The sequence below is a fragment of the Pseudomonas sp. IT-P4 genome (assembly GCF_949767755.1).
Taxonomy (GTDB): Bacteria; Pseudomonadota; Gammaproteobacteria; order Pseudomonadales; family Pseudomonadaceae; genus Aquipseudomonas; species Aquipseudomonas monachiensis.
The window spans coordinates 1-19,236 of the sequence record NZ_CATKPX010000100.1 but is presented as its reverse complement, the minus strand read 5'-3'; the positions used below and the strand labels follow the sequence as shown (position 1 = coordinate 19,236).

18 protein-coding genes are annotated in these 19,236 nt (G+C 60.4%); 13 read left to right on the top strand and 5 right to left on the bottom strand.

Annotation, left to right across the window (positions count from 1 at the left end):
* The first annotated feature begins 1 nt into the window (after position 1).
* From ACM6IT_RS27135 to ACM6IT_RS27095, 9 genes are all read left to right on the top strand, one after another.
* Positions 2-1,312 (top strand): ABC transporter substrate-binding protein, encoded by a 1,311-nt coding sequence (locus tag ACM6IT_RS27135; protein ID WP_414919035.1) that lies wholly within the window; start codon positions 2-4, stop codon positions 1,310-1,312.
* Positions 1,313-1,523: 211 nt separating this feature from the next.
* Positions 1,524-2,423 (top strand): carbohydrate ABC transporter permease, encoded by a 900-nt coding sequence (locus tag ACM6IT_RS27130; RefSeq protein ID WP_223541245.1) that lies wholly within the window; start codon positions 1,524-1,526, stop codon positions 2,421-2,423.
* A gap of 8 nt (positions 2,424-2,431) precedes the next feature.
* Entirely contained in the window at positions 2,432-3,262 is an 831-nt protein-coding gene (locus ACM6IT_RS27125; protein ID WP_056724684.1) for a carbohydrate ABC transporter permease, read from the top strand.
* Positions 3,263-3,396: 134 nt separating this feature from the next.
* Positions 3,397-4,500, top strand: a complete 1,104-nt coding sequence (locus ACM6IT_RS27120) for an ABC transporter ATP-binding protein (RefSeq protein ID WP_056724682.1) — start codon at positions 3,397-3,399, stop codon at positions 4,498-4,500.
* A 16-nt stretch (positions 4,501-4,516) separates the two neighbouring features.
* Positions 4,517-5,989: a mannitol dehydrogenase family protein gene (locus ACM6IT_RS27115; RefSeq protein WP_414914431.1), complete on the top strand. Its 1,473-nt coding sequence runs from the start codon at positions 4,517-4,519 to the stop codon at positions 5,987-5,989.
* A gap of 185 nt (positions 5,990-6,174) precedes the next feature.
* A complete protein-coding gene (xylB, locus tag ACM6IT_RS27110; RefSeq protein ID WP_414919034.1) occupies positions 6,175-7,680 on the top strand; it encodes a xylulokinase in 1,506 nt (501 codons plus the stop codon).
* Between the two features lie 7 nt (positions 7,681-7,687).
* On the top strand, positions 7,688-8,632 hold the full coding sequence (locus ACM6IT_RS27105) for a carbohydrate kinase family protein (RefSeq protein ID WP_414919033.1): 945 nt from the start codon (positions 7,688-7,690) through the stop codon (positions 8,630-8,632).
* A 290-nt stretch (positions 8,633-8,922) separates the two neighbouring features.
* Complete coding sequence (locus ACM6IT_RS27100) at positions 8,923-9,189, top strand: DUF2790 domain-containing protein (protein ID WP_056724674.1); 267 nt, start codon at positions 8,923-8,925, stop codon at positions 9,187-9,189.
* 93 nt (positions 9,190-9,282) lie between these two features.
* Entirely contained in the window at positions 9,283-9,678 is a 396-nt protein-coding gene (locus ACM6IT_RS27095; RefSeq protein ID WP_414919032.1) for a hypothetical protein, read from the top strand.
* Here the strand turns inward: ACM6IT_RS27095 and ACM6IT_RS27090 are convergent.
* Positions 9,675-9,941 carry a DUF1652 domain-containing protein gene (locus ACM6IT_RS27090; protein WP_056724670.1) on the bottom strand — a complete coding sequence of 89 codons (267 nt, stop codon included), beginning with the start codon at positions 9,939-9,941 and terminating at the stop codon, positions 9,675-9,677. The two genes, ACM6IT_RS27095 and ACM6IT_RS27090, sit on opposite strands and share 4 nt — an antisense overlap.
* A gap of 276 nt (positions 9,942-10,217) precedes the next feature.
* Between ACM6IT_RS27090 and eco the strand changes: the two genes are divergently transcribed.
* A complete protein-coding gene (eco, locus tag ACM6IT_RS27085; protein WP_409079041.1) occupies positions 10,218-10,700 on the top strand; it encodes a serine protease inhibitor ecotin in 483 nt (160 codons plus the stop codon).
* Between the two features lie 174 nt (positions 10,701-10,874).
* Here eco and ilvA read toward each other — a convergent pair whose 3' ends face one another.
* The 3 genes from ilvA to ACM6IT_RS27070 all read right to left on the bottom strand — a co-directional run bounded on the left by ilvA (position 10,875) and on the right by ACM6IT_RS27070 (position 13,671).
* Positions 10,875-11,891, bottom strand: coding sequence for a threonine ammonia-lyase, biosynthetic (gene ilvA, locus ACM6IT_RS27080; RefSeq protein ID WP_414914427.1), 1,017 nt, complete (start codon positions 11,889-11,891; stop codon positions 10,875-10,877).
* Positions 11,892-12,095: 204 nt separating this feature from the next.
* The gene (locus tag ACM6IT_RS27075; protein WP_414919031.1) at positions 12,096-13,256 is read right to left on the bottom strand and encodes a PQQ-dependent sugar dehydrogenase; all 1,161 of its coding nucleotides are present in this window, start codon (positions 13,254-13,256) and stop codon (positions 12,096-12,098) included.
* A gap of 67 nt (positions 13,257-13,323) precedes the next feature.
* Complete coding sequence (locus ACM6IT_RS27070; protein WP_414919030.1) at positions 13,324-13,671, bottom strand: hypothetical protein; 348 nt, start codon at positions 13,669-13,671, stop codon at positions 13,324-13,326.
* A gap of 193 nt (positions 13,672-13,864) precedes the next feature.
* Here ACM6IT_RS27070 and ACM6IT_RS27065 point away from each other — a divergent pair, with 193 nt between their 5' ends.
* Positions 13,865-14,725 carry a Ku protein gene (locus tag ACM6IT_RS27065; RefSeq protein WP_056724663.1) on the top strand — a complete coding sequence of 287 codons (861 nt, stop codon included), beginning with the start codon at positions 13,865-13,867 and terminating at the stop codon, positions 14,723-14,725.
* Between the two features lie 64 nt (positions 14,726-14,789).
* On the opposite strand, the gene lpxO is transcribed toward ACM6IT_RS27065, so the two are convergent.
* Entirely contained in the window at positions 14,790-15,689 is a 900-nt protein-coding gene (lpxO, locus tag ACM6IT_RS27060) for a lipid A hydroxylase LpxO (RefSeq protein WP_056724661.1), read from the bottom strand.
* Positions 15,690-16,178: 489 nt separating this feature from the next.
* Here lpxO and ACM6IT_RS27055 point away from each other — a divergent pair, with 489 nt between their 5' ends.
* Positions 16,179-17,765 carry an ABC-F family ATPase gene (locus ACM6IT_RS27055; protein WP_056724659.1) on the top strand — a complete coding sequence of 529 codons (1,587 nt, stop codon included), beginning with the start codon at positions 16,179-16,181 and terminating at the stop codon, positions 17,763-17,765.
* A gap of 280 nt (positions 17,766-18,045) precedes the next feature.
* On the top strand, positions 18,046-19,233 hold the full coding sequence (locus ACM6IT_RS27050) for an MFS transporter (RefSeq protein ID WP_414919029.1): 1,188 nt from the start codon (positions 18,046-18,048) through the stop codon (positions 19,231-19,233).
* Positions 19,234-19,236 lie beyond the last annotated feature (3 nt).

Below are 19,236 nucleotides of genomic sequence, written 5' to 3'. Positions count from 1 at the left end.
GATGCAACCTTCGGTAAAAGCCCTGCTTGCCCTCACCTGCATGACCCTGAGCAGCGTCAGCCTTGGCGCACAGACCCTGACCATCGCCACCGTCAACAACAGCGACATGATCCGCATGCAAAAACTCTCGAAAACCTTCGAGGCCGAGCATCCGGACATCAAGCTCAATTGGGTGGTCCTCGAAGAAAACGTCCTGCGCCAGCGCCTGACTACCGACATCGCCACCCAGGGCGGACAGTTCGACGTGCTGACCATTGGCATGTACGAAGCCGCACTCTGGGGCGCCAAGGGCTGGCTGGAGCCGATGAAGGATTTGCCGGCCAGCTATGCCCTCGACGATGTGTTTGCGTCGGTGCGCGAAGGCCTGTCGGTCAAAGGCACGCTGTACGCCCTGCCGTTCTACGCCGAAAGCTCGATCACCTACTACCGCACCGACCTGTTCAAGGATGCCGGCCTGACCATGCCCGAGCGCCCGACCTGGGAGCAGATTGGTGAATTCGCCGCCAAACTGAACAAACCCGGGCAGGAACAGTACGGCATCTGCCTGCGGGGCAAGGCTGGCTGGGGCGAGAACATGGCGCTGATCAGCACCGTGGCCAACGCCTATGGCGCGCGCTGGTTCGATGAAAAGTGGCAGCCGGAATTCAACGGTCCCGAATGGAAAAACGCGCTGAACTTCTATGTCGACACCATGAAGAAATCCGGCCCGCCGGGGGCGTCAAGCAACGGTTTCAATGAAAACCTTGCGTTGTTCAACAGCGGCAAATGCGCGATCTGGGTCGATGCCAGCGTCGCCGGCTCGTTCGTCACCGACAAGTCCCAGAGCAAGGTCACCGATCACGTCGGCTTCACCTATGCGCCGCATCAGGTCACTGACAAGGGCTCGGCCTGGTTGTACTCATGGGCGCTGGCCATTCCGACCAGTTCCAAGGCCAAGGACGCGGCGAAAACCTTCAGCGCCTGGGCCACGTCCAAGGAGTACGGCGCACTGGTCGCGCAAAAAGACGGCATCGCCAACGTGCCGCCGGGCACCCGCGCCTCGACCTACAGCGAGGCGTACATGAACGCCGCGCCATTCGCCAAGGTGACGCTGGAATCGCTCAAGGCCGCGGACCCGGGCAAGCCGGGCGCCAGGCCCGTGCCTTACATCGGCATCCAGTTGGTGACCATTCCCGAGTTCCAGGGCATTGGTACCCAAGTCGGCAAATCCTTCTCGGCGGCGCTGATCGGCCAGACCACGGTCGACCAGGCGTTGGCGGCGGCCCAGCAAACCACTGAACGCGAAATGAAGCGCGCAGGTTATCCCAAGTAACCCATCAGCACTCATTTTTGTGGTGAGGGAGCTTGCTCCCGCTGGGCTGCGAAGCGGCCCCAAACCCAGCAACAGTGTCTTTTCTGACAGGACACCTTCGCCAGGTTTACGACTGCTCCGCAGTCGAACGGGAGCAAGCTCCCTCGCCACAAGTAACTCGCCGAATAACGAGCAAGTGATCACCATGAATACATCAACTGCAAAAGCTCACATGGACATTGCCCAGCCGCAGCACAAAAGCCGTGTGGTCAATCCCGGCTGGTTCCTGGTCAGCCCTTCGGTGGCCTTGCTGCTGTTGTGGATGATCGTACCGCTGGGTATGACCGTCTACTTCTCGACGATTCGCTACAACTTGCTCAATCCCGGCGAAAACGAGTTCGTCGGCCTGGAAAACTTCACCTACTTCCTCACCGACTCGGGCTTCCTGCCCGGCGCCACCAACACCCTGTTGCTGGTGGGCAGCGTGCTGCTGATCAGTGTGGTGCTCGGCGTGCTGATCAGTGCATTGCTGGAGGCCAGTGAGTTTTTCGGTCGCGGCATCGTGCGGGTGATGTTGATCTCGCCGTTCTTCATCATGCCCACGGTAGGCGCACTGATCTGGAAGAACCTGATCTTCCATCCGGTATCGGGGATTCTCGCCTACGTCTGGAAGCTGTTCGGCGCGCAACCGGTGGACTGGCTGGCGCACTACCCGCTGCTGTCGATCATCATCATTGTCTCGTGGCAATGGCTGCCCTTCGCGATCCTGATCCTGATGACCGCCATGCAGTCCCTCGACCAGGAACAGAAAGAAGCCGCGCGCCTGGACGGTGCCGGGCCCATTGCGATTTTCTGGCACCTGACCCTGCCGCACCTCGCGCGGCCGATTGCGGTGGTGGTGATGATCGAAACCATCTTCCTGCTCTCGGTGTTCGCCGAAATCTTCACCACCACCAACGGCGGCCCCGGCTACGCCTCGACCAACCTCGCCTACCTGATCTACAACCAGGCGCTGGTGCAGTTCGATGTCGGCATGGCCTCGGCGGGCGGCCTGATCGCCGTGGTCATCGCCAACATCGCCGCGATCATCCTGGTGCGGATGATCGGCAAAAACCTGACCGACAAAGCCTGAGGCCTGCCATGACTCTTCAACAATCCCGTCGTTTGCAAAGCCTGCTGCTCGGTACATTGGCCTGGGCCATCGCCATCGTGATTTTCTTCCCGATCTTCTGGATGGTGCTGACCAGTTTCAAGACCGAAATCGATGCCTTCGCCACGCCGCCGCAGTTCATCTTCATGCCGACGCTGGAGAACTACCTGCACATCAACGAGCGCAGCGACTATTTCAGTTTCGCCTGGAACTCGGTGGTGATTTCCTTCAGCGCCACCGCCCTGTGCCTGCTGATCGCGGTGCCGGCGGCCTACTCCATGGCGTTCTATGAAACCCGGCGCACCAGGGGCACGCTGCTGTGGATGCTCTCGACCAAGATGCTGCCTCCAGTGGGCGTGCTGATGCCGATCTATCTGCTGGCCAAGAGTTTCGGCCTGCTCGACACGCGGATCGCGCTGATCGTGATCTACACGCTGATCAACCTGCCGATCGTGGTCTGGATGATTTACACCTACTTCAAGGACATCCCCAGGGACATCCTCGAAGCCGCACGACTGGACGGCGCAACGCTGGCCCAGGAGATGCTCCGCGTGTTGCTGCCCATCGCCAAGGGCGGCCTGGCATCCACGGTACTGCTGTCGCTGATCCTGTGCTGGAACGAGGCCTTCTGGTCGCTGAACCTGACCTCGTCGAAAGCCGCGCCGCTCACTGCATTGATCGCGTCCTACTCCAGCCCCGAAGGGTTGTTCTGGGCCAAGTTGTCGGCGGTGTCGACCCTGGCCTGTGCGCCGATCCTGATCTTCGGCTGGATCAGCCAGAAACAACTGGTGCGCGGCCTGTCGTTCGGCGCCGTGAAATGAATCAAAAGCAAAAGATCGCAGCCTGCGGCAGCTCCTACAGGGGGGGGGGGCGCGGTGCTTGGGGGCTCTGTGTAGGAGCTGCCGAAGGCTGCGATCTTTTGATCTAAAAAAACAACAAACGGAGGCCCATCATCATGGCCAACCTGAAAATCAAGAATCTGCAAAAAGGCTTCGAAGGCTTTTCCATCATCAAGGGTATCGACCTTGAAGTGAACGACAAGGAGTTCGTGGTCTTCGTCGGCCCCTCGGGCTGCGGTAAATCCACACTGCTGCGGCTTATCGCCGGGCTGGAGGAAGTCAGCGGCGGCACCATCGAACTCGACGGCCGCGACATCACCGAAGTCAGCCCGGCCAAGCGCGACCTGGCGATGGTGTTCCAGACCTACGCCCTGTACCCGCACATGAGCGTGCGCAAGAACATGTCGTTCGCCCTCGACCTGGCCGGCGTGGCGAAAACCGAAGTGGAGAAAAAGGTTGGTGAAGCGGCGCGCATCCTCGAACTGGGGCCGATGCTGGAGCGCAAGCCCAAGCAACTGTCCGGTGGCCAGCGCCAGCGCGTGGCGATTGGCCGGGCCATCGTGCGCAACCCGAAAATCTTCCTGTTCGACGAACCGTTGTCCAACCTCGATGCCGCCCTGCGGGTGCAGATGCGCCTGGAACTGTTGCGCCTGCACAAGGAACTGCAAGCCACGATGATCTACGTGACTCACGATCAGGTCGAAGCCATGACCATGGCCGACAAAGTGGTCGTACTCAATGGCGGCAAGATCGAGCAAGTCGGCTCGCCACTGGACCTCTATCACCAGCCGGCCAACCTGTTCGTCGCCGGTTTCCTGGGCACGCCGAAAATGGGCTTCCTCAAAGGCAAGGTCACCCGCGTCGACAATAAGGGCTGTGAAGTGCAACTGGACGCCGGGACCCGCATCAGCCTGCCCTTGAGCGGCAGGCACCTGAGCGTCGGGAGTGCAGTGACACTGGGCATTCGCCCGGAGCATCTGGAACTGGCCAAACCCGGCGACTGCACCTTGCAGGTCACCGCCGATGTCAGTGAACGCCTGGGCAGCGACACCTTCTGCCACGTCCGCACAGCATCCGGCGAAGCCCTGACCCTGCGTGTTCGCGGCGATCTGTCCAGCCGCTACGGTGAAACCCTGAGCCTGCATCTGGATGCGCAACACTGCCATTTATTCGATGTCGACGGCGTGGCGTTGACCCGTCCGTTGCGCGTTGCTGCCTGATTTCAGAGAGCCTGCGATGAAACTGAACAAACAAAACCTCAGCCGCCTCGCCCCTGAAGTGGCCCTGCCCGCATACGCCCTGGGCGAGACCCGCCAAGGCATCGCGCACATCGGCGTCGGCGGTTTCCACCGTGCCCATCAGGCGTACTACACCGACGCCCTGATGAATACCGGCGAAGGCCTGGACTGGGCCATCTGCGGTGTCGGCCTGCGCGCTGAAGACCGCCGCGCCCGTGACGATCTCAAGGACCAGGACTACCTGTTCACCCTGTTCGAACTCGGCGATAGCGACGACACCGAAGTGCGGGTAATCGGCGCCATCCGCGACATGCTGCTGGCCGAGGACGGTGCCCAGGCGGTGATCGACAAACTGGCCAGCCCCGAGATTCGCATCGTCTCGCTGACCATCACCGAAGGCGGTTACTGCATCGACGACAGCAGCGGCGAGTTCATGGCGCACCTGCCGCAGATCCAGCATGACCTGGCGCACCCGGATGCACCGAAAACCGTGTTCGGTTTCCTCTGTGCCGCACTGGCCAGGCGCCGCGCCGCTGGCACAGCGGCCTTCACCCTGATGTCCTGCGATAACCTGCCCCACAACGGCGCCGTCACCCGCAAGGCCCTGCTGGCCTTCGCCGCCTTGCACGACAGCCAGTTGCGCGACTGGATCGACGCCAACGTCAGTTTCCCCAACGCCATGGTCGACCGCATCACGCCGATGACCAGCCCCCCTCATCGCCTGCAATTGGCGGACCTGCATGGCGTGGACGATACCTGGCCGGTGGTTTGCGAACCCTTCACGCAGTGGGTGCTGGAAGACCGGTTCGTCAACGGTCGCCCGGCCTGGGAAAAGGTCGGCGTGCAATTCACCGACGATGTCACGCCCTACGAAGAAATGAAGATCAAGCTGCTCAACGGCAGTCATCTGGCGCTGACCTACCTGGGGTTCCTGAAGGGGTACCGCTTCGTCCACGAGACCATGAACGACCCGCTGTTCGTGCGTTACATGCGCGCCTACATGGACCTGGACGTGACGCCGCAACTGCCGGCGGTGCCGGGAATCGACCTGACCGAATACAAGAACACCCTGGTGGCGCGCTTCTCCAATCAGGCGATTGCCGATCAGCTTGAACGGGTGTGTTCGGATGGTTCGTCGAAGTTTCCGAAATTCACCGTACCGACCATCAACCGCTTGATCGCCGATGGCCGCGAGACCCGCCGCGCGGCGTTGGTGGTGGCGGCGTGGGCGCTGTACCTCAAGGGCGTGGATGAGCAAGGCGAGACCTACTCGATTGCGGATCCGCGGGCGGCGTTCTGCCAGGCACTGGTGGTCGATGATGTGCTGATTACCCAGCGCTTGCTGGCGGTCGAGGAGATTTTTGGTACGGCCATTGCGCGTTCGCCGGAGTTTGTCGCGGCGTTCGAGTGGTGCTGCAACAGTTTGCGTGAGGTTGGGGTGTCGCGGACTCTGGAACGAGTGTTGGCATAAATGTGGCGGTGAGTCTGAGTCCGTCTTCGCGAGCAAGCCCGCTCCCACACTGAAGCGCTGTCGAACACAAATTCGGTGTTCACTACAAATCGACTGTGGGAGCGGGCTTGCTCGCGAAGGCGCCCGGACAGGCACCAGGGATACTGAATCCAGACTTGTATCGAGATGACGACCAAGGATCTTGCATGACAACCCGACAACGCTTCCTCGGCATCGACTGCGGCACCCAGGGCACCAAAGCCATCATCCTCGACGCGGGCAGTGGTGATGTGCTCGGCCAGGGAGTCGCCAGCCACAGCCTGATCAGCGGCCCCGATGGCCGCCGCGAACAGGACACCCAACAGTGGCTGGAAGCCTTCGCCACCGCCACCCGCCGCGCCTTGCTCGCGGCCAAAGTCGATGGCCAGTCGATTCTCGGCATCGGCGTATCCGGCCAGCAACACGGCCTGGTGCTGCTCGATGAACAGGGGCAGGTATTGCGACCGGCGAAACTCTGGTGCGATACCGAAACCACTGCGGAGAATGACCGACTGCTGGCCCACTTGGGCGGTGAAAAGGGTTCTCTGGAGCGCCTCGGCGTGGTCATCGCGCCGGGCTACACCGTATCCAAGCTGTTATGGACCAAAGAGCAGCATCCCGAGGTGTTCTCCCGGATCGCCCGCATCCTGCTGCCCCACGATTACCTCAACCATTGGCTGACCGGCCGCAGTTGCAGCGAATACGGCGATGCCTCGGGCACCGGGTACTTCAATGTGCGTAGGCGCCAGTGGGATGTGCAATTGTTGCGTGACATCGACCCCAGCGGACGCCTGCAAGCGGCGTTGCCGGAATTGATCGATGCCCACCAGGCGGTCGGCACCATTCTGCCAGGCATTGCCGAACACCTGGGCATCAACCCCCAGGCACTGGTGTCCAGCGGTGGTGGGGACAACATGATGGGGGCCATCGGCACCGGCAACATCCAGCCCGGTGCAATCACCATGAGCCTCGGCTCGTCGGGCACGGTGTACGCCTATGCCAATCAGCCGAACATTGCCGCAGATGCCGCGGTCGCCACCTTCTGCTCTTCAAGCGGCGGCTGGTTGCCATTGATCTGCACCATGAACCTGACCAATGCCACCGGCCTGATTCGTGACCTGCTGGACCTCGACATCGATCAGTTCAACGAGCTGGTTGCCCAGGCGCCGATCGGTGCCGACGGAGTGTGCATGCTGCCGTTCTTCAACGGTGAGCGGGTGCCTGCCCTGCCCCATGCCAGCGCCAGCCTGTCGGGCCTGACCATGACCAACCTGACCCGGGCCACCCTGTGCCGCGCGGTGGTCGAGGGCACGACCTTCGGTTTGCGTTACGGACTGGACCTGCTGCGCCACAATGGCTTACAAAGCCGCAGCATTCGGCTGATTGGCGGCGGGTCAAAAAGTGCGGTCTGGCGGCAAATCGTCGCCGATACCATGAATACGCCGGTGATCTGCACCGAACAAAGCGAGGCCGCAGCCTTGGGTGCGGCAATTCAGGCGGCCTGGTGCGTATCCCGGGCAAACGGTCGCGAAGACAGCCTGGCGCAATGGTGCAAGCGCTGCGTAAAACTCGACCCGGCCAGTGAAACCCCGCCCGTCGCCGACAATGTACAAGCCTGCCAGCAGGCGTATGAACGCTATCGACAGCAAGTCGCAACCCTAATTAAAGAGTGAACAAACTATGTACCTGGTGTGTGGCGAAGCGCTGTTCGATTTTTTCAGTGAAAACGACGCCAGTGGGTTGGCGTCCAAAGTGAGTTTCAAGGCCATTGCCGGTGGCTCGCCGTTCAATGTGGCGGTGGGCTTGCGCCGATTGGGCGTGGACGCGGCGCTGTTGGCCGGGTTGTCCACCGACTACCTGGGCCGGCGCCTGCTGCAAGTCTTGCAAGATGAAGGCGTGCGCCAGGACTACCTGCTGGATTTTGCCGCGCCGACCACCCTGGCGATGGTCGCCGTGGGGGCCAATGGTTCGCCGCAGTACAGCTTCCGTGGCGAAGGCTGCGCGGATCGACAATTGCAACCGGAGCACCTGCCGGCGCTCGGGCCTGAAGTACGCGGCCTGCATATTGGCTCGTTTTCCCTGGTGGTGCAGCCGATTGCCGACACGCTATTGGCATTGGTGCGCCGGGAATGCGGCAAGCGCCTGATCAGTCTCGACCCGAACGTGCGCCTGAACCCGGAGCCGGACATTAACCTGTGGCGTAACCGGATCGCGACGCTGGTGGAACTGGCGGACCTGATCAAGGTTAGCGACGAGGACCTGCATCTGCTGTACCCCGACCAGGACCCCGCGCAGGTGATCGAAGGCTGGTTACGGCATCGCTGCCAGCTGGTCTTCCTGACCCGGGGTGGCGAAGGTGCGAGCGTGTTCAGCCGGGCTCACGGCTCGTGGTCGACTCCTGCGTCTGCGGTAAAAATCGCCGACACCGTGGGCGCGGGCGATACCTTTCAGGCGGCGCTGATTACCTGGTTGACCGAACAGCAACTGGACTCGATAGAGGGCGTGAAGCAACTTGGCCGCGAACAGATCGACAGCATGCTGAAGTTCGCGGTGCAGGCTGCGGCGCTGACGTGCAGCAAGACTGGGCCGGATTTGCCTTATCGGCAGCAGTTGGATTTGCACTGACACTGACGTCCTCATCGCGAGCAAGCTCGCTCCCACAGGGTTGCGGGTCGTTCACAGCATTTGTGTCCAGCCTTGTTCGCGATGCCTTTCCATCAGGCCCCCGATGGTCTTAACTGATACACAGGATCGCGCACCCGCGACAGGCGGCGTTCAGCCGGGTTAACCCTCGCTTAACCGTGCGATCCAACACTTCACTGGACCGCACGCCCTCAGACTGTTCTGACGCCCAGTGCGGCAAGTTCGACCAGCGACATATCGAACTGACATTCCGTCCGCACCGGAGATCCCTGATGAACACTCGCACCCTGCTGGTTACCGCCGCCCTCGGCTGCGCCGCGTTTGCCGGCCTGGCTCAGGCCACTGACACCACAACCTCCCAAGCCGTGCCCTATCACTACGGCATGCCATTGCATGTCAGCAAAGTGATTTCACTGACCGAGCCGGACACCCTGGAGTGCAAAGTGGTGAAGGCCGAAATGAAGTACATCGATGACACGGGGAAACTCGCAGAAATTTCCTACCGTAAACTTTCTGACGCTTGCGAGAACCAGGGCTGACTGAAAGGTCTGATTTGGTACTTGGCGGTATTCCTTTGAGGGTTGCGGCGCTATGCTTTAGCGCCCCCCCCTCTCTGCCCGCAAGGATTAGCCATGCAGTTGTCGTTTCGCGCACTGTCGATATTTACCGCAGCCTTATGTCTTTTGCTGAGCCTGGTCTGGGGCCTGACACCGCAATGGTTGTTGTCGTTCTGGGACATCGAGTTTTCATTCGCGGTGGGATTGGTCGCGCGACGCACCGCCGTGCTGTTTGGGGCGTTGAGCGTGTTCTCTTTTCTGGTTCGCAACGCGCCCCCTTGCGCAACCCGCAATGCCCTGAGCCTCGGCTTCGTCGTCGGCAGCTGGGGATTGGCCGTGCTGGGTTTTGCCGAATGGCTCAGTGGCCATGTCGGGCCGGGGATTCTACTGGCGGTCGGATTTGAACTGGCGCTGGGCCTGGCGTTCTTCCAGACCCGGCGCGTGTCCGTGGAACCTGAAACAGCAAGCTAGAGTGCATTGCCCAGCCTGGAATGCGGTTCGACCTCGACGTGATGCTGCCTGGAACGCAGTTGGGCAATCAACTCGTTGATTTCCCGACAACCATTGAGCCCGGAGGCATCGATACCGGTGACCAATAGATCGAGCTGATCGGTTTGCCCGTCTGCATAGACCTTGACGGTCATTGACAGATCCGGTGACAGCGTGCACTGGCAGCGCTTGGGCAGAAAACTGCTTTCGATGATGTTGCGAATTTCCAAGGCAGAAAGAAACATGGCGACTCCCTCCTTTGTGAGACTGCCTGACAACCGATGCTTGCTCATTTGAAATCCCGGCAAGCTTCAAGGACAACAGCATAAAACATACCCTGAACTTCGTTGTGCAGCTCATCGGTAATTCAAGGGTCCGGGCGGGTTACCTGTAAAACCTGTCATGCAATTTACAATTATAGACCCTGGCGCCCCTGCATATTGCACACCGGATGTCCCGGGTTTGCATTCACTGCGCACGACAGTGAAAATGCCGCCCTTCACTTCAAGCAAGGAGGCATCATGAATTCTTTGACCGTTAACGCTTGCACAGCGCTATTCGCACTGGGGCTTGCCGGGGTGGCGCATGCCGCCAAACTCGAAGACACCGCACCCTTTGCGAAGGCCGAAAGCGGGTTTACCCGCCAGGTGATTCACCTCGCGCCACAGCCCCGGGAAAACGACTTCCAGGTCGAGATCCTGGCCGGCAAGACGATGACCGTCGACTGCAACAACCCGCGTCTGGGTGGCATTCTCGAGGAGAAGAACCTCGAGGGCTGGGGCTATCCGTTCTATCGCCTGGAAAAAGTCATTGGCCCGATGAGCACGCTAATGGCCTGCCCGGCGGGCACGAGCAAGCAGGGTTTTGTACCGGTGGTCGGTGACGGCTTCCTGCTGCGTTACAACAGCAAACTGCCGCTCGTGCTGTACGTGCCCAAGGACATCGAAGTGCGCTATCGGATCTGGTCAGCGTCGACCAAGGTCGAGAAAGCCGTTCAGGAATAACCCGGCCATCCGGTGTAATGCTGTTCGTTTAAGAGATATTGAGAGTGCAATAAGTAACCTGTGGCGAGGAAGCTTGCTTCCGTTGGACTGCGCAGCAGTCGCAGTTTTGGGGTCGCTTCGCGCCCCAGCGGGAGCAAGCTCCCTCGCCACAGGTACAGTGTTCATCCTTCAATATTACGACGGCATACTGCAGCCCCTCTTGGCGCGCTCGGCCACATGCCCCAGGCTGTCGAAGTTGATATTGGCACCCGAGTCGATCGCCACCAGGGTCTGCCCCAAGGCACCGGTTTGCGCGACGTATTTCTTGATCCCGGCAACGGCGAGCGCACCGGAAGGTTCGGTGATCGAGCGGGTATCGTCGTAGATATTCTTGATCGCGGCGCAAAGCTCATCGTTGCTGACCGTCACCACGTCATCGACGCAGAACCGGCAAACCTCAAAACCGTATGCGCCGATCTGCGCCACCGCCACCCCATCGGCGAAGGTACCTACGCTTGGCAGCACGGCCCGTTCGCCGGCATGCATCGCCGCTTGCAGGCACGCGGAATGTTCCGACTCGACGCCAATGATGCGAACTTCCGGCCGCAGGTACTTCACGTAAGCGGCGATACCCGCGATCAGCCCGCCGCCACCCACCGGAACGAAGATCGCATCAAGCGGCCCCTGATGCTGGCGCAGGATCTCCATGGCCACCGTGCCTTGCCCCGCGATTACCTCCGGGTCGTCGAAGGGCGATACAAAGGTGCGACCGGTTTCCTCGGCCAAATCCAGCGCATAAGCCAGTGCGAACGGAAAGCTTTCGCCGTGCAACACCGCCTCGGCGCCGCGACTGCGCACCCCGATGACTTTCAGTTGCGGCGTCGTGCAGGGCATGACGATGGTAGCGCTGATGCCCAACTCCCGCGCGGCCAGGGCCACGCCTTGGGCATGATTACCAGCAGAAGCGGTGACCACGCCACGAGCCTTTTGCGCCTCGCTCAATTGCACCAGCTTGTTGTAGGCGCCGCGGATCTTGAAGGAAAAGGTCGGTTGCAGGTCTTCGCGCTTGAGCAGGACCTGGTTACCCAAGGCTTCGGACAAGGCAGGTGCCGGTTGCAACGGCGTGCGCACGGCCAGTTCATACACCGGCGCGGCAAGGATTTTTTTGACGTAGTGTCCAAGCAGGCTTTGCTGGTCGGTCGTAAAACTCATGGTCGTCTCCTGACATTGTTCGGGGCCCGGGAGACAGAAAGTAAAAACCCGCCTCCAGGGCGGGTTGGGTGCTGCAGTCGTGAGCTAGCCCGCCAAATGAGGAATGGCGGTAATAATGCTTGGCTGGCAGCGCAATACGGTGGAAGTCATGGTTCGAAATTAGCCGGGGTCTGATGGCAAGTCAATGGCAAGTTTTCAGATATCTTAGTCAGCCAGCAACTTCAAACCCACCTTATACAACCCACCGTTCTCCTCATCAGTCAAAACATACAAATAGCCGTCCGGCCCCTGCCGCACATCGCGGATGCGTTTTTTAAAATCCCCGAGCAAGCGCTCCTCGTGGATCACCTTGTCGCCATCGAACTCCAGGCGGATCAGTTCCTGGCTGATCAGCGCTCCGATAAACACGTTGCGCTGCCAGGCCTTGAAACGATCGGCATCGTAGAACGCCATGCCACTCAGGCCCGGGGATTTTTCCCAGACATGATTCGGGGCAACGGTACCTTCAGCGGTCTCACCCTTGGCTTCGGGAATCGGTTGACCGGAGTAATTGATGCCATGGGTCGCCAGCGGCCAGCCGTAATTCTTGCCGCGCTCGATGATGTTGACTTCATCACCGCCCAGAGGGCCGTGTTCGTTTTCCCACAGCGTGCCGTTCCACGGGTTGAGCGCAGCGCCTTGCGGGTTACGCTGCCCGTAGGACCAGATCTCCGGCCGTACGTTGGCCTGGCCGACAAAGGGGTTGTCCTTGGGCACCGTGCCATCCGGGTAGATGCGCACCACTTTGCCTTGCAGCTTGTCGAGGTCTTGGGCGGTCGGGCGGTCGTTGTTTTCCCCCAGGGTCACGAACAGATAGCCGTCGCGATCAAACACCAGCCGCGAGCCAAAATGGTTGCCGACCGAGAGCTTGGGCTCCTGACGCAGGATCACCTGGAAATCCTTGAGTGCCGTCATATCGTCGGAGAGCCGGCCACGGCCCACCGCCGTGCCGGCCTTGCCGCCCTGGCCGCCACCTTCGGCATAGGACAGATAGACCATCCGGTCCTGCTTGAAGTCGGGTGACAGTGCCACGTCGAGCAATCCACCCTGCCCTTTGGCCCAGACCGTGGGTACGCCATTGAGCGGTGCGGACAACTTGCCTTCGGCGGTCACCAGTCGCAGATTGCCGGGCCTTTCGGTCACCAGCATGCCTTTGCTATCCGGCAGGAATGCCAGGGCCCAGGGGTGCTCCAGCCCCGTCACGACGGGGGTGACCTCAAGGGTGCCGTCTTCGCTTTTCATCGTCTGGGCCGGCGCGGAAAGCACAGGGCCGGCGCTCATCAGTACGCTGGCACAAAGGGTTGCCAACAGGTTTTTACGCAACATGCAGGATTCCTTTTCTGATGGAAATGAGACTTGGTGAAAAGTAGCGGGTAGACGTCACGCCTGCCACTCAACGGTTGCTGGTGCCGGTGTCTCGTGGGGGTGGATTGGGAATGAATTTCGGTGGGCTGGCGGGCGCTGTCCGGTCGGGATAGCGATTACCGATGCCACCGTTGTCCAGCGTCGGCGGGCGCGGGACCGGCACGGTATTGGGTCCGCGAATGGGCGGGGCACTGGGTTGAGTGCCTTGCATACTGTTGGGATTGGCCCGCCGGATCGGGCTGTTGTAAGGATTATTGCTGGTGCTGCCCGGCAGGTTCTGGGCCAACTGCAACGAAGCAGGGTCGTCGGCCTGGACCAAGGGGCCCAATATGCCACTCAAGGCCAGTGCAATGGCGCCAGACACGTATCGGTTCATGGGGTGCCTCTCTGCGTCCGCGTGGATAAGGACTTCGATACCACGCTACGCCCGAGGTTCGGATTTGTTAACCAAAAACTCCCCGGCAAGAGGTTGCACCCCGGTTGATCCAGCCAGGGAGCCGGCGCGCAGCCCACAGAAACTTTTGCCCAGGACCGCAGGTCACCTGAACATCACCTGCGAGTAGACGACCATGGCACGGGCAATCTGGAAAGGCGCAATCAGCTTCGGACTGGTGCACATCCCCGTGGCGCTGGTCTCGGCAACGTCCTCCCGAGGCGTCGATTTCGATTGGCTCGACAGCCGCAGCATGGACCCGGTGGGCTACAAGCGGGTCAACAAAGTCACGGGCAAGGAGGTCACCAGGGAGCACATCGTCAAGGGTGTGCAATACGAAAAGGGCCGGTACGTGGTGCTCAGTGAAGAGGAGATCCGTTCCGCTCACCCACTCTCGACCCAGACCATCGACATTTTTTCCTTTGTCGACGGCAAGCAGATTCCCTTGCAGAACATCGACACGCCTTACTACCTGGCCCCCGACAAGCGCGGCGGCAAAGTCTATGCACTGCTGCGCGAAACCCTGACCAAAACCGGCAAGGTTGCCCTCGCCCGCGTGGTCTTGCATACCCGCCAGCACCTGGCCGCGCTGATGCCTTTGGAGTCGGCGCTGGTCCTGGTGATGCTGCGCTGGCCGGCCGAGGTGCGAAGTCTCGATGAACTGGCGCTGGGCAGCGAAGTGACCAGCCCCGAACTGGCCAAGGGCGAACGGGACATGGCCAGGCGCCTGGTGGAGGACATGAGTGCCGAGTGGACGCCGGATGACTATCGGGACGGCTTTGAGGACAAGATCATGGCCCTGGTGGACAAAAAGGCCCGTGAAGGCAAGATCGAAGACGTCGAAACCGCTTCTGGTGAAGAGGAGCGCAAAACGGCGGATGTCATTGACCTGACCGAACTGCTCAAGCGCAGCCTCGGCAGCAAAGGTGCCGGCAAAGCAGCGGCCAGGCCGAAGCCGGGCAGCAAACCGGTTGCCAGGAAGAAAGTCAGTAAGTGATCCGCTGGATGTCCCGGCTTCTTCGCGAGCAGGCTCGCGAAGCCCAGGTACGCCACACCGAAAATCAGATAAGAATGAAGACCGCCAGCAACCCGGCAAAGATCGACCACTTCTGCAGGTAGTAAAGCTTGCGGTTGCGCTTTTTCAGTTCCTTGGCGCGCAGGCGCACCTTGTAGACCTTGCTGAACAGCCGGTTGAGCCCGCCGGTGTGGTCTCCGTCCTCGTTCGGTGCACCTGCCGCCGACATGACATTACGGCTGAACCAGCGATTGAAAGCCGCCGCCCACCGATACTTCATGGGCCGTTCGACGTCGCAGAACAGGATGATGCGATTGTGTGGCGTGGTGTTCTCTGCGTAATGAATGTAGGTCTCATCGAACATCACCGCTTCGCCATCACGCCAATGGTAGTTCTGGCCATCGACATTGATGTAGCAACCTTCGGCGTTGGGTGTGTCCAGCCCGAGATGATAACGGTACGAACCGGCATACGGGTCGCGGTGGCGCACCAGTCTGGAGCCCGGTGGCAACTCGGCGAACATCGCCGCCTTGATCGAGCCGATGCCCTGCACCAGTTCGGTGGTGCGCGGGCAGAGCTTCATGGCCGACGGGTGGCTATCGCCATACCACTTGAGATAAAAGCGCTTCCAGCCGGTCTTGAAAAACGAGTTGAAACCGACGTCATCGTATTGGTTCGAACGCTTGATCTCGCCGGCGTGAAGCAAGTTCTGGCCTTCGACGCGAATTTCTTCCCAATGTGCCTGCAAGGGGCTCAGGTCGGGAAAATCAGCCGGATCGAGATACGGCTTGTTGGGGATTTTCGAGAACAGATAAAGAAAGCAGTTGATTGGCGCCAGGAACGTCGAGTGATCACTCAACTGGCGGCCCAGCTTGTGGCGCACTCGGCCACGCAGGTGGACGTACGCAATAGAGACAATGTAAATAACGGCAATGATCAGTTTCACGGAAATCGTCACAGGTCGGAAGTATACAAACTGCGCCCTTTACCGGCATGCCGGTCCCCGGGTCTTGTGCAGCGGTTGAATACGAAACAGCGGCCCTTTGGCGCCATCCAGCTACGCCGATTGGTCACCGTTCAGCTGTTAGATGGCATTTTAGCCACAGTTTGTAACCAATAGTTAACCTGTAACTGTGAAAATGTGTCCGCAAAAACCGTCAAAGCGTTGCATAGGCCTCATCGCCCTATCGTTTAAAGAGCCAGACCAGTACAATCGCCGCCAAACTTTACGCGCCCCCAGGTTGAGAGCGGGAAAATCCCCCTTTCAGCGCACATTGACTCGGGCCAGGCGCGCCACATGCTGCTGTCCACTTGATGCCAGATGGATCTTCCACTGCCGATCGGGATGAATGTCCCCGGGTCCGGACAGTGGAACGGGTACTGAACCGGTACTGCCGCACCCCTAGCTACTCTGAATGCTTCGCAGGAAAAACCTTTGATTTCTACAGCTAACATCACGATGCAGTTCGGCGCCAAGCCGCTCTTCGAAAACGTCTCGGTCAAATTCAACGGTGGCAACCGTTACGGTCTGATCGGCGCCAACGGTTGCGGCAAGTCGACCTTCATGAAGATTCTCGGCAATGACCTCGAGCCGTCCGGCGGCCAGGTCATGCTGGAGCCGAACGTGCGCCTGGGTAAATTGCGCCAGGACCAGTTCGCCTACGAAGAATTCACCGTGATCGACACCGTGATCATGGGTCACGAAGAGCTGTGGAAGGTCAAGGCCGAGCGCGACCGCATCTATTCGCTGCCGGAAATGAGCGAAGCGGACGGCATGGCCGTGGCCGAGCTGGAAACCGAATTCGCAGAGATGGACGGCTACACCGCTGAATCCCGCGCCGGTGAACTGCTGCTGGGCCTGGGTATCCCCCTGGAACAGCATTTCGGCCCGATGTCCGAAGTGGCTCCAGGCTGGAAACTGCGGGTATTGCTGGCCCAGGCACTGTTCTCCGATCCTGAAGTGCTGTTGCTCGACGAACCGACCAACCACTTGGACATCAACACCATTCGCTGGCTGGAAACGATCCTCAAGGCGCGTAACAGCACCATGATCATCATTTCCCACGACCGTCACTTCCTCAACAGCGTCTGCACCCACATGGCTGACCTGGACTACGGCGAGCTGCGCCTGTTCCCGGGCAACTACGACGAGTACATGACGGCGGCGACCCAGTCCCGCGAGCAACTGCTGTCGGACAACGCCAAGAAGAAAGCCCAGATCTCCGAACTGCAAACCTTCGTCAGCCGCTTCTCGGCCAACGCCTCGAAAGCCAAGCAGGCCACTTCCCGCGCCAAGCAGATCGACAAGATCCAGCTGGCCGAAGTCAAGCCATCGAGCCGCGTGAGCCCGTTCATCCGCTTCGAACAGACCAAGAAGCTGCACCGCCAGGCCGTGACCATCGAGCAGATGTCCAAAGGCTTCGACGGCAAGACCCTGTTCAAGAACTTCAGCTTCACCGTCGAAGCCGGCGAGCGCGTGGCGATCATCGGCCCGAACGGTATCGGCAAGACCACCCTGCTGCGCACCCTGATGGGCGAGCTGACCCCGGACGCCGGTTCCGTGAAGTGGACTGAAAGCGCGGAACTGGGCTACTACGCCCAGGACCACGCCCATGACTTCGAAGACGACGTCAGCCTGTTCGACTGGATGGGCCAGTGGACTCAGGGCGAGCAGATCATTCGCGGCACTTTGGGCCGCATGCTGTTCTCCAACGACGAAATCCTCAAGTCGGTCAAGGTCATCTCCGGTGGTGAGCAAGGTCGCATGCTGTTCGGCAAGCTGATCCTGCAAAAGCCGAACGTACTGGTGATGGACGAACCGACCAACCACCTGGACATGGAATCGATCGAAGCGCTGAACCTGGCGCTGGAAAACTACCCGGGCACGCTGATCTTCGTCAGCCACGACCGTGAGTTCGTATCGTCCCTGGCCACCCGCATCATCGAGTTGAGCCCTAACGGCGTGACCGACTTCAGCGGCACCTACGACGACTACCTGCGCAGCCAGGGTGTGGTGTTCTAAAGGTAGCTACAAGCCTTTAGCTGCAAGCCTCAAGTGAAAAGCCCCGTCCATGTGACGGGGCTTTTTGCGTTTCATGGGTGGGACTTTCTGGGTGGAGAATCCTTCGCGAGCAAGCCCGCTCCCACATTTGGAATGCGTTCCCCTTTGGGAGCGGGCTTGCTCGCGAAGAGGCCATGAGGAACAGTGATAATGTCACGGCAAAAGTAGTTAGCCTGCTTTCATTTATCCCGACACCGCGCCATGATGCAGGTCTCCCACCGCCGCCCGCGAACGAGCCCTCATGTCTGTGCCGCAAGTGCCTGCGCAAAGCTCCATGGCGATCACCCTGCAGATCGTCTCTATCGTCTTCTATACCTTCATTGCCTTCCTCTGCATCGGATTGCCGATTGCCGTTTTGCCGGGTTATGTCCATGAACAACTCGGGTTCAGCGCCATCGTGGCCGGGTTGACGATCGGCTCGCAATACCTCGCCACCCTGCTCAGCCGCCCCATGGCCGGGCGGGTGTCCGACAGCGTTGGTACCAAGCGCGCAATCATCTATGGCTTGTGCGGGATTGTGCTCAGCGGCGTGCTGACCTGGCTGTCGACCCTGTTGCAAGGTTTTCCCTTGCTCAGCCTGCTGATCCTGATCGCCGGGCGCCTGTTGCTGGGGATCGCCCAAGGGTTGATCGGCGTCGGCACCATCAGTTGGTGCATGGGCCAGGTGGGCGCCGAGCATACTGCGCGGTCGATTTCCTGGAACGGCATCGCATCCTATGGGGCGATTGCCATTGGCGCGCCGCTGGGCGTGGTCATGGTGCAACAACTGGGTTTCGCCAGCCTGGGCATTGCCCTGTCGCTGCTGGCCCTGGCTGCACTGCTGTTGATTCGCAACAAGCCCTCGGTGCCGGTGGTGCGCGGTGAACGCTTGCCGTTTTGGGCGGTGTTCGGACGCATTGCGCCGTTTGGCGCGAGCCTGAGCCTGGCGTCCATTGGCTATGGCACCCTGACGACCTTTATCACCTTGTACTACGTCAATCGCGGTTGGTCCGGCGCGGCCTACTGCCTGACGGTGTTTGGCGCGTGTTTCATTCTGTCGCGACTGCTGTTCATTTCCGCCATCAGCCGTTTCGGCGGGTTCACCTCGGCCATTGCCTGCATGTGCATTGAGACCGTTGGCCTGGTGCTGCTGTGGCTGGCACCGTCGACCGGTTACGCGCTCATTGGTGCCGGCCTGACCGGATTTGGCCTGTCCCTGGTGTATCCGGCGCTGGGTGTCGAGGCCATCAAACAGGTCCCCAACTCCAGCCGGGGCGCAGGCCTGAGTGCTTATGCTGTGTTTTTCGACCTGGCGCTGGCCATCGCCGGCCCGTTGATGGGCGCAGTGGCGTTGAACCTGGGTTATACGTGGATTTTCTTCAGTGCGGCGTTGTTGTCGGTGACGGGGCTGGGGCTGACCCTGCTGTTGAAACACCGCGCCATGGCTTGAATC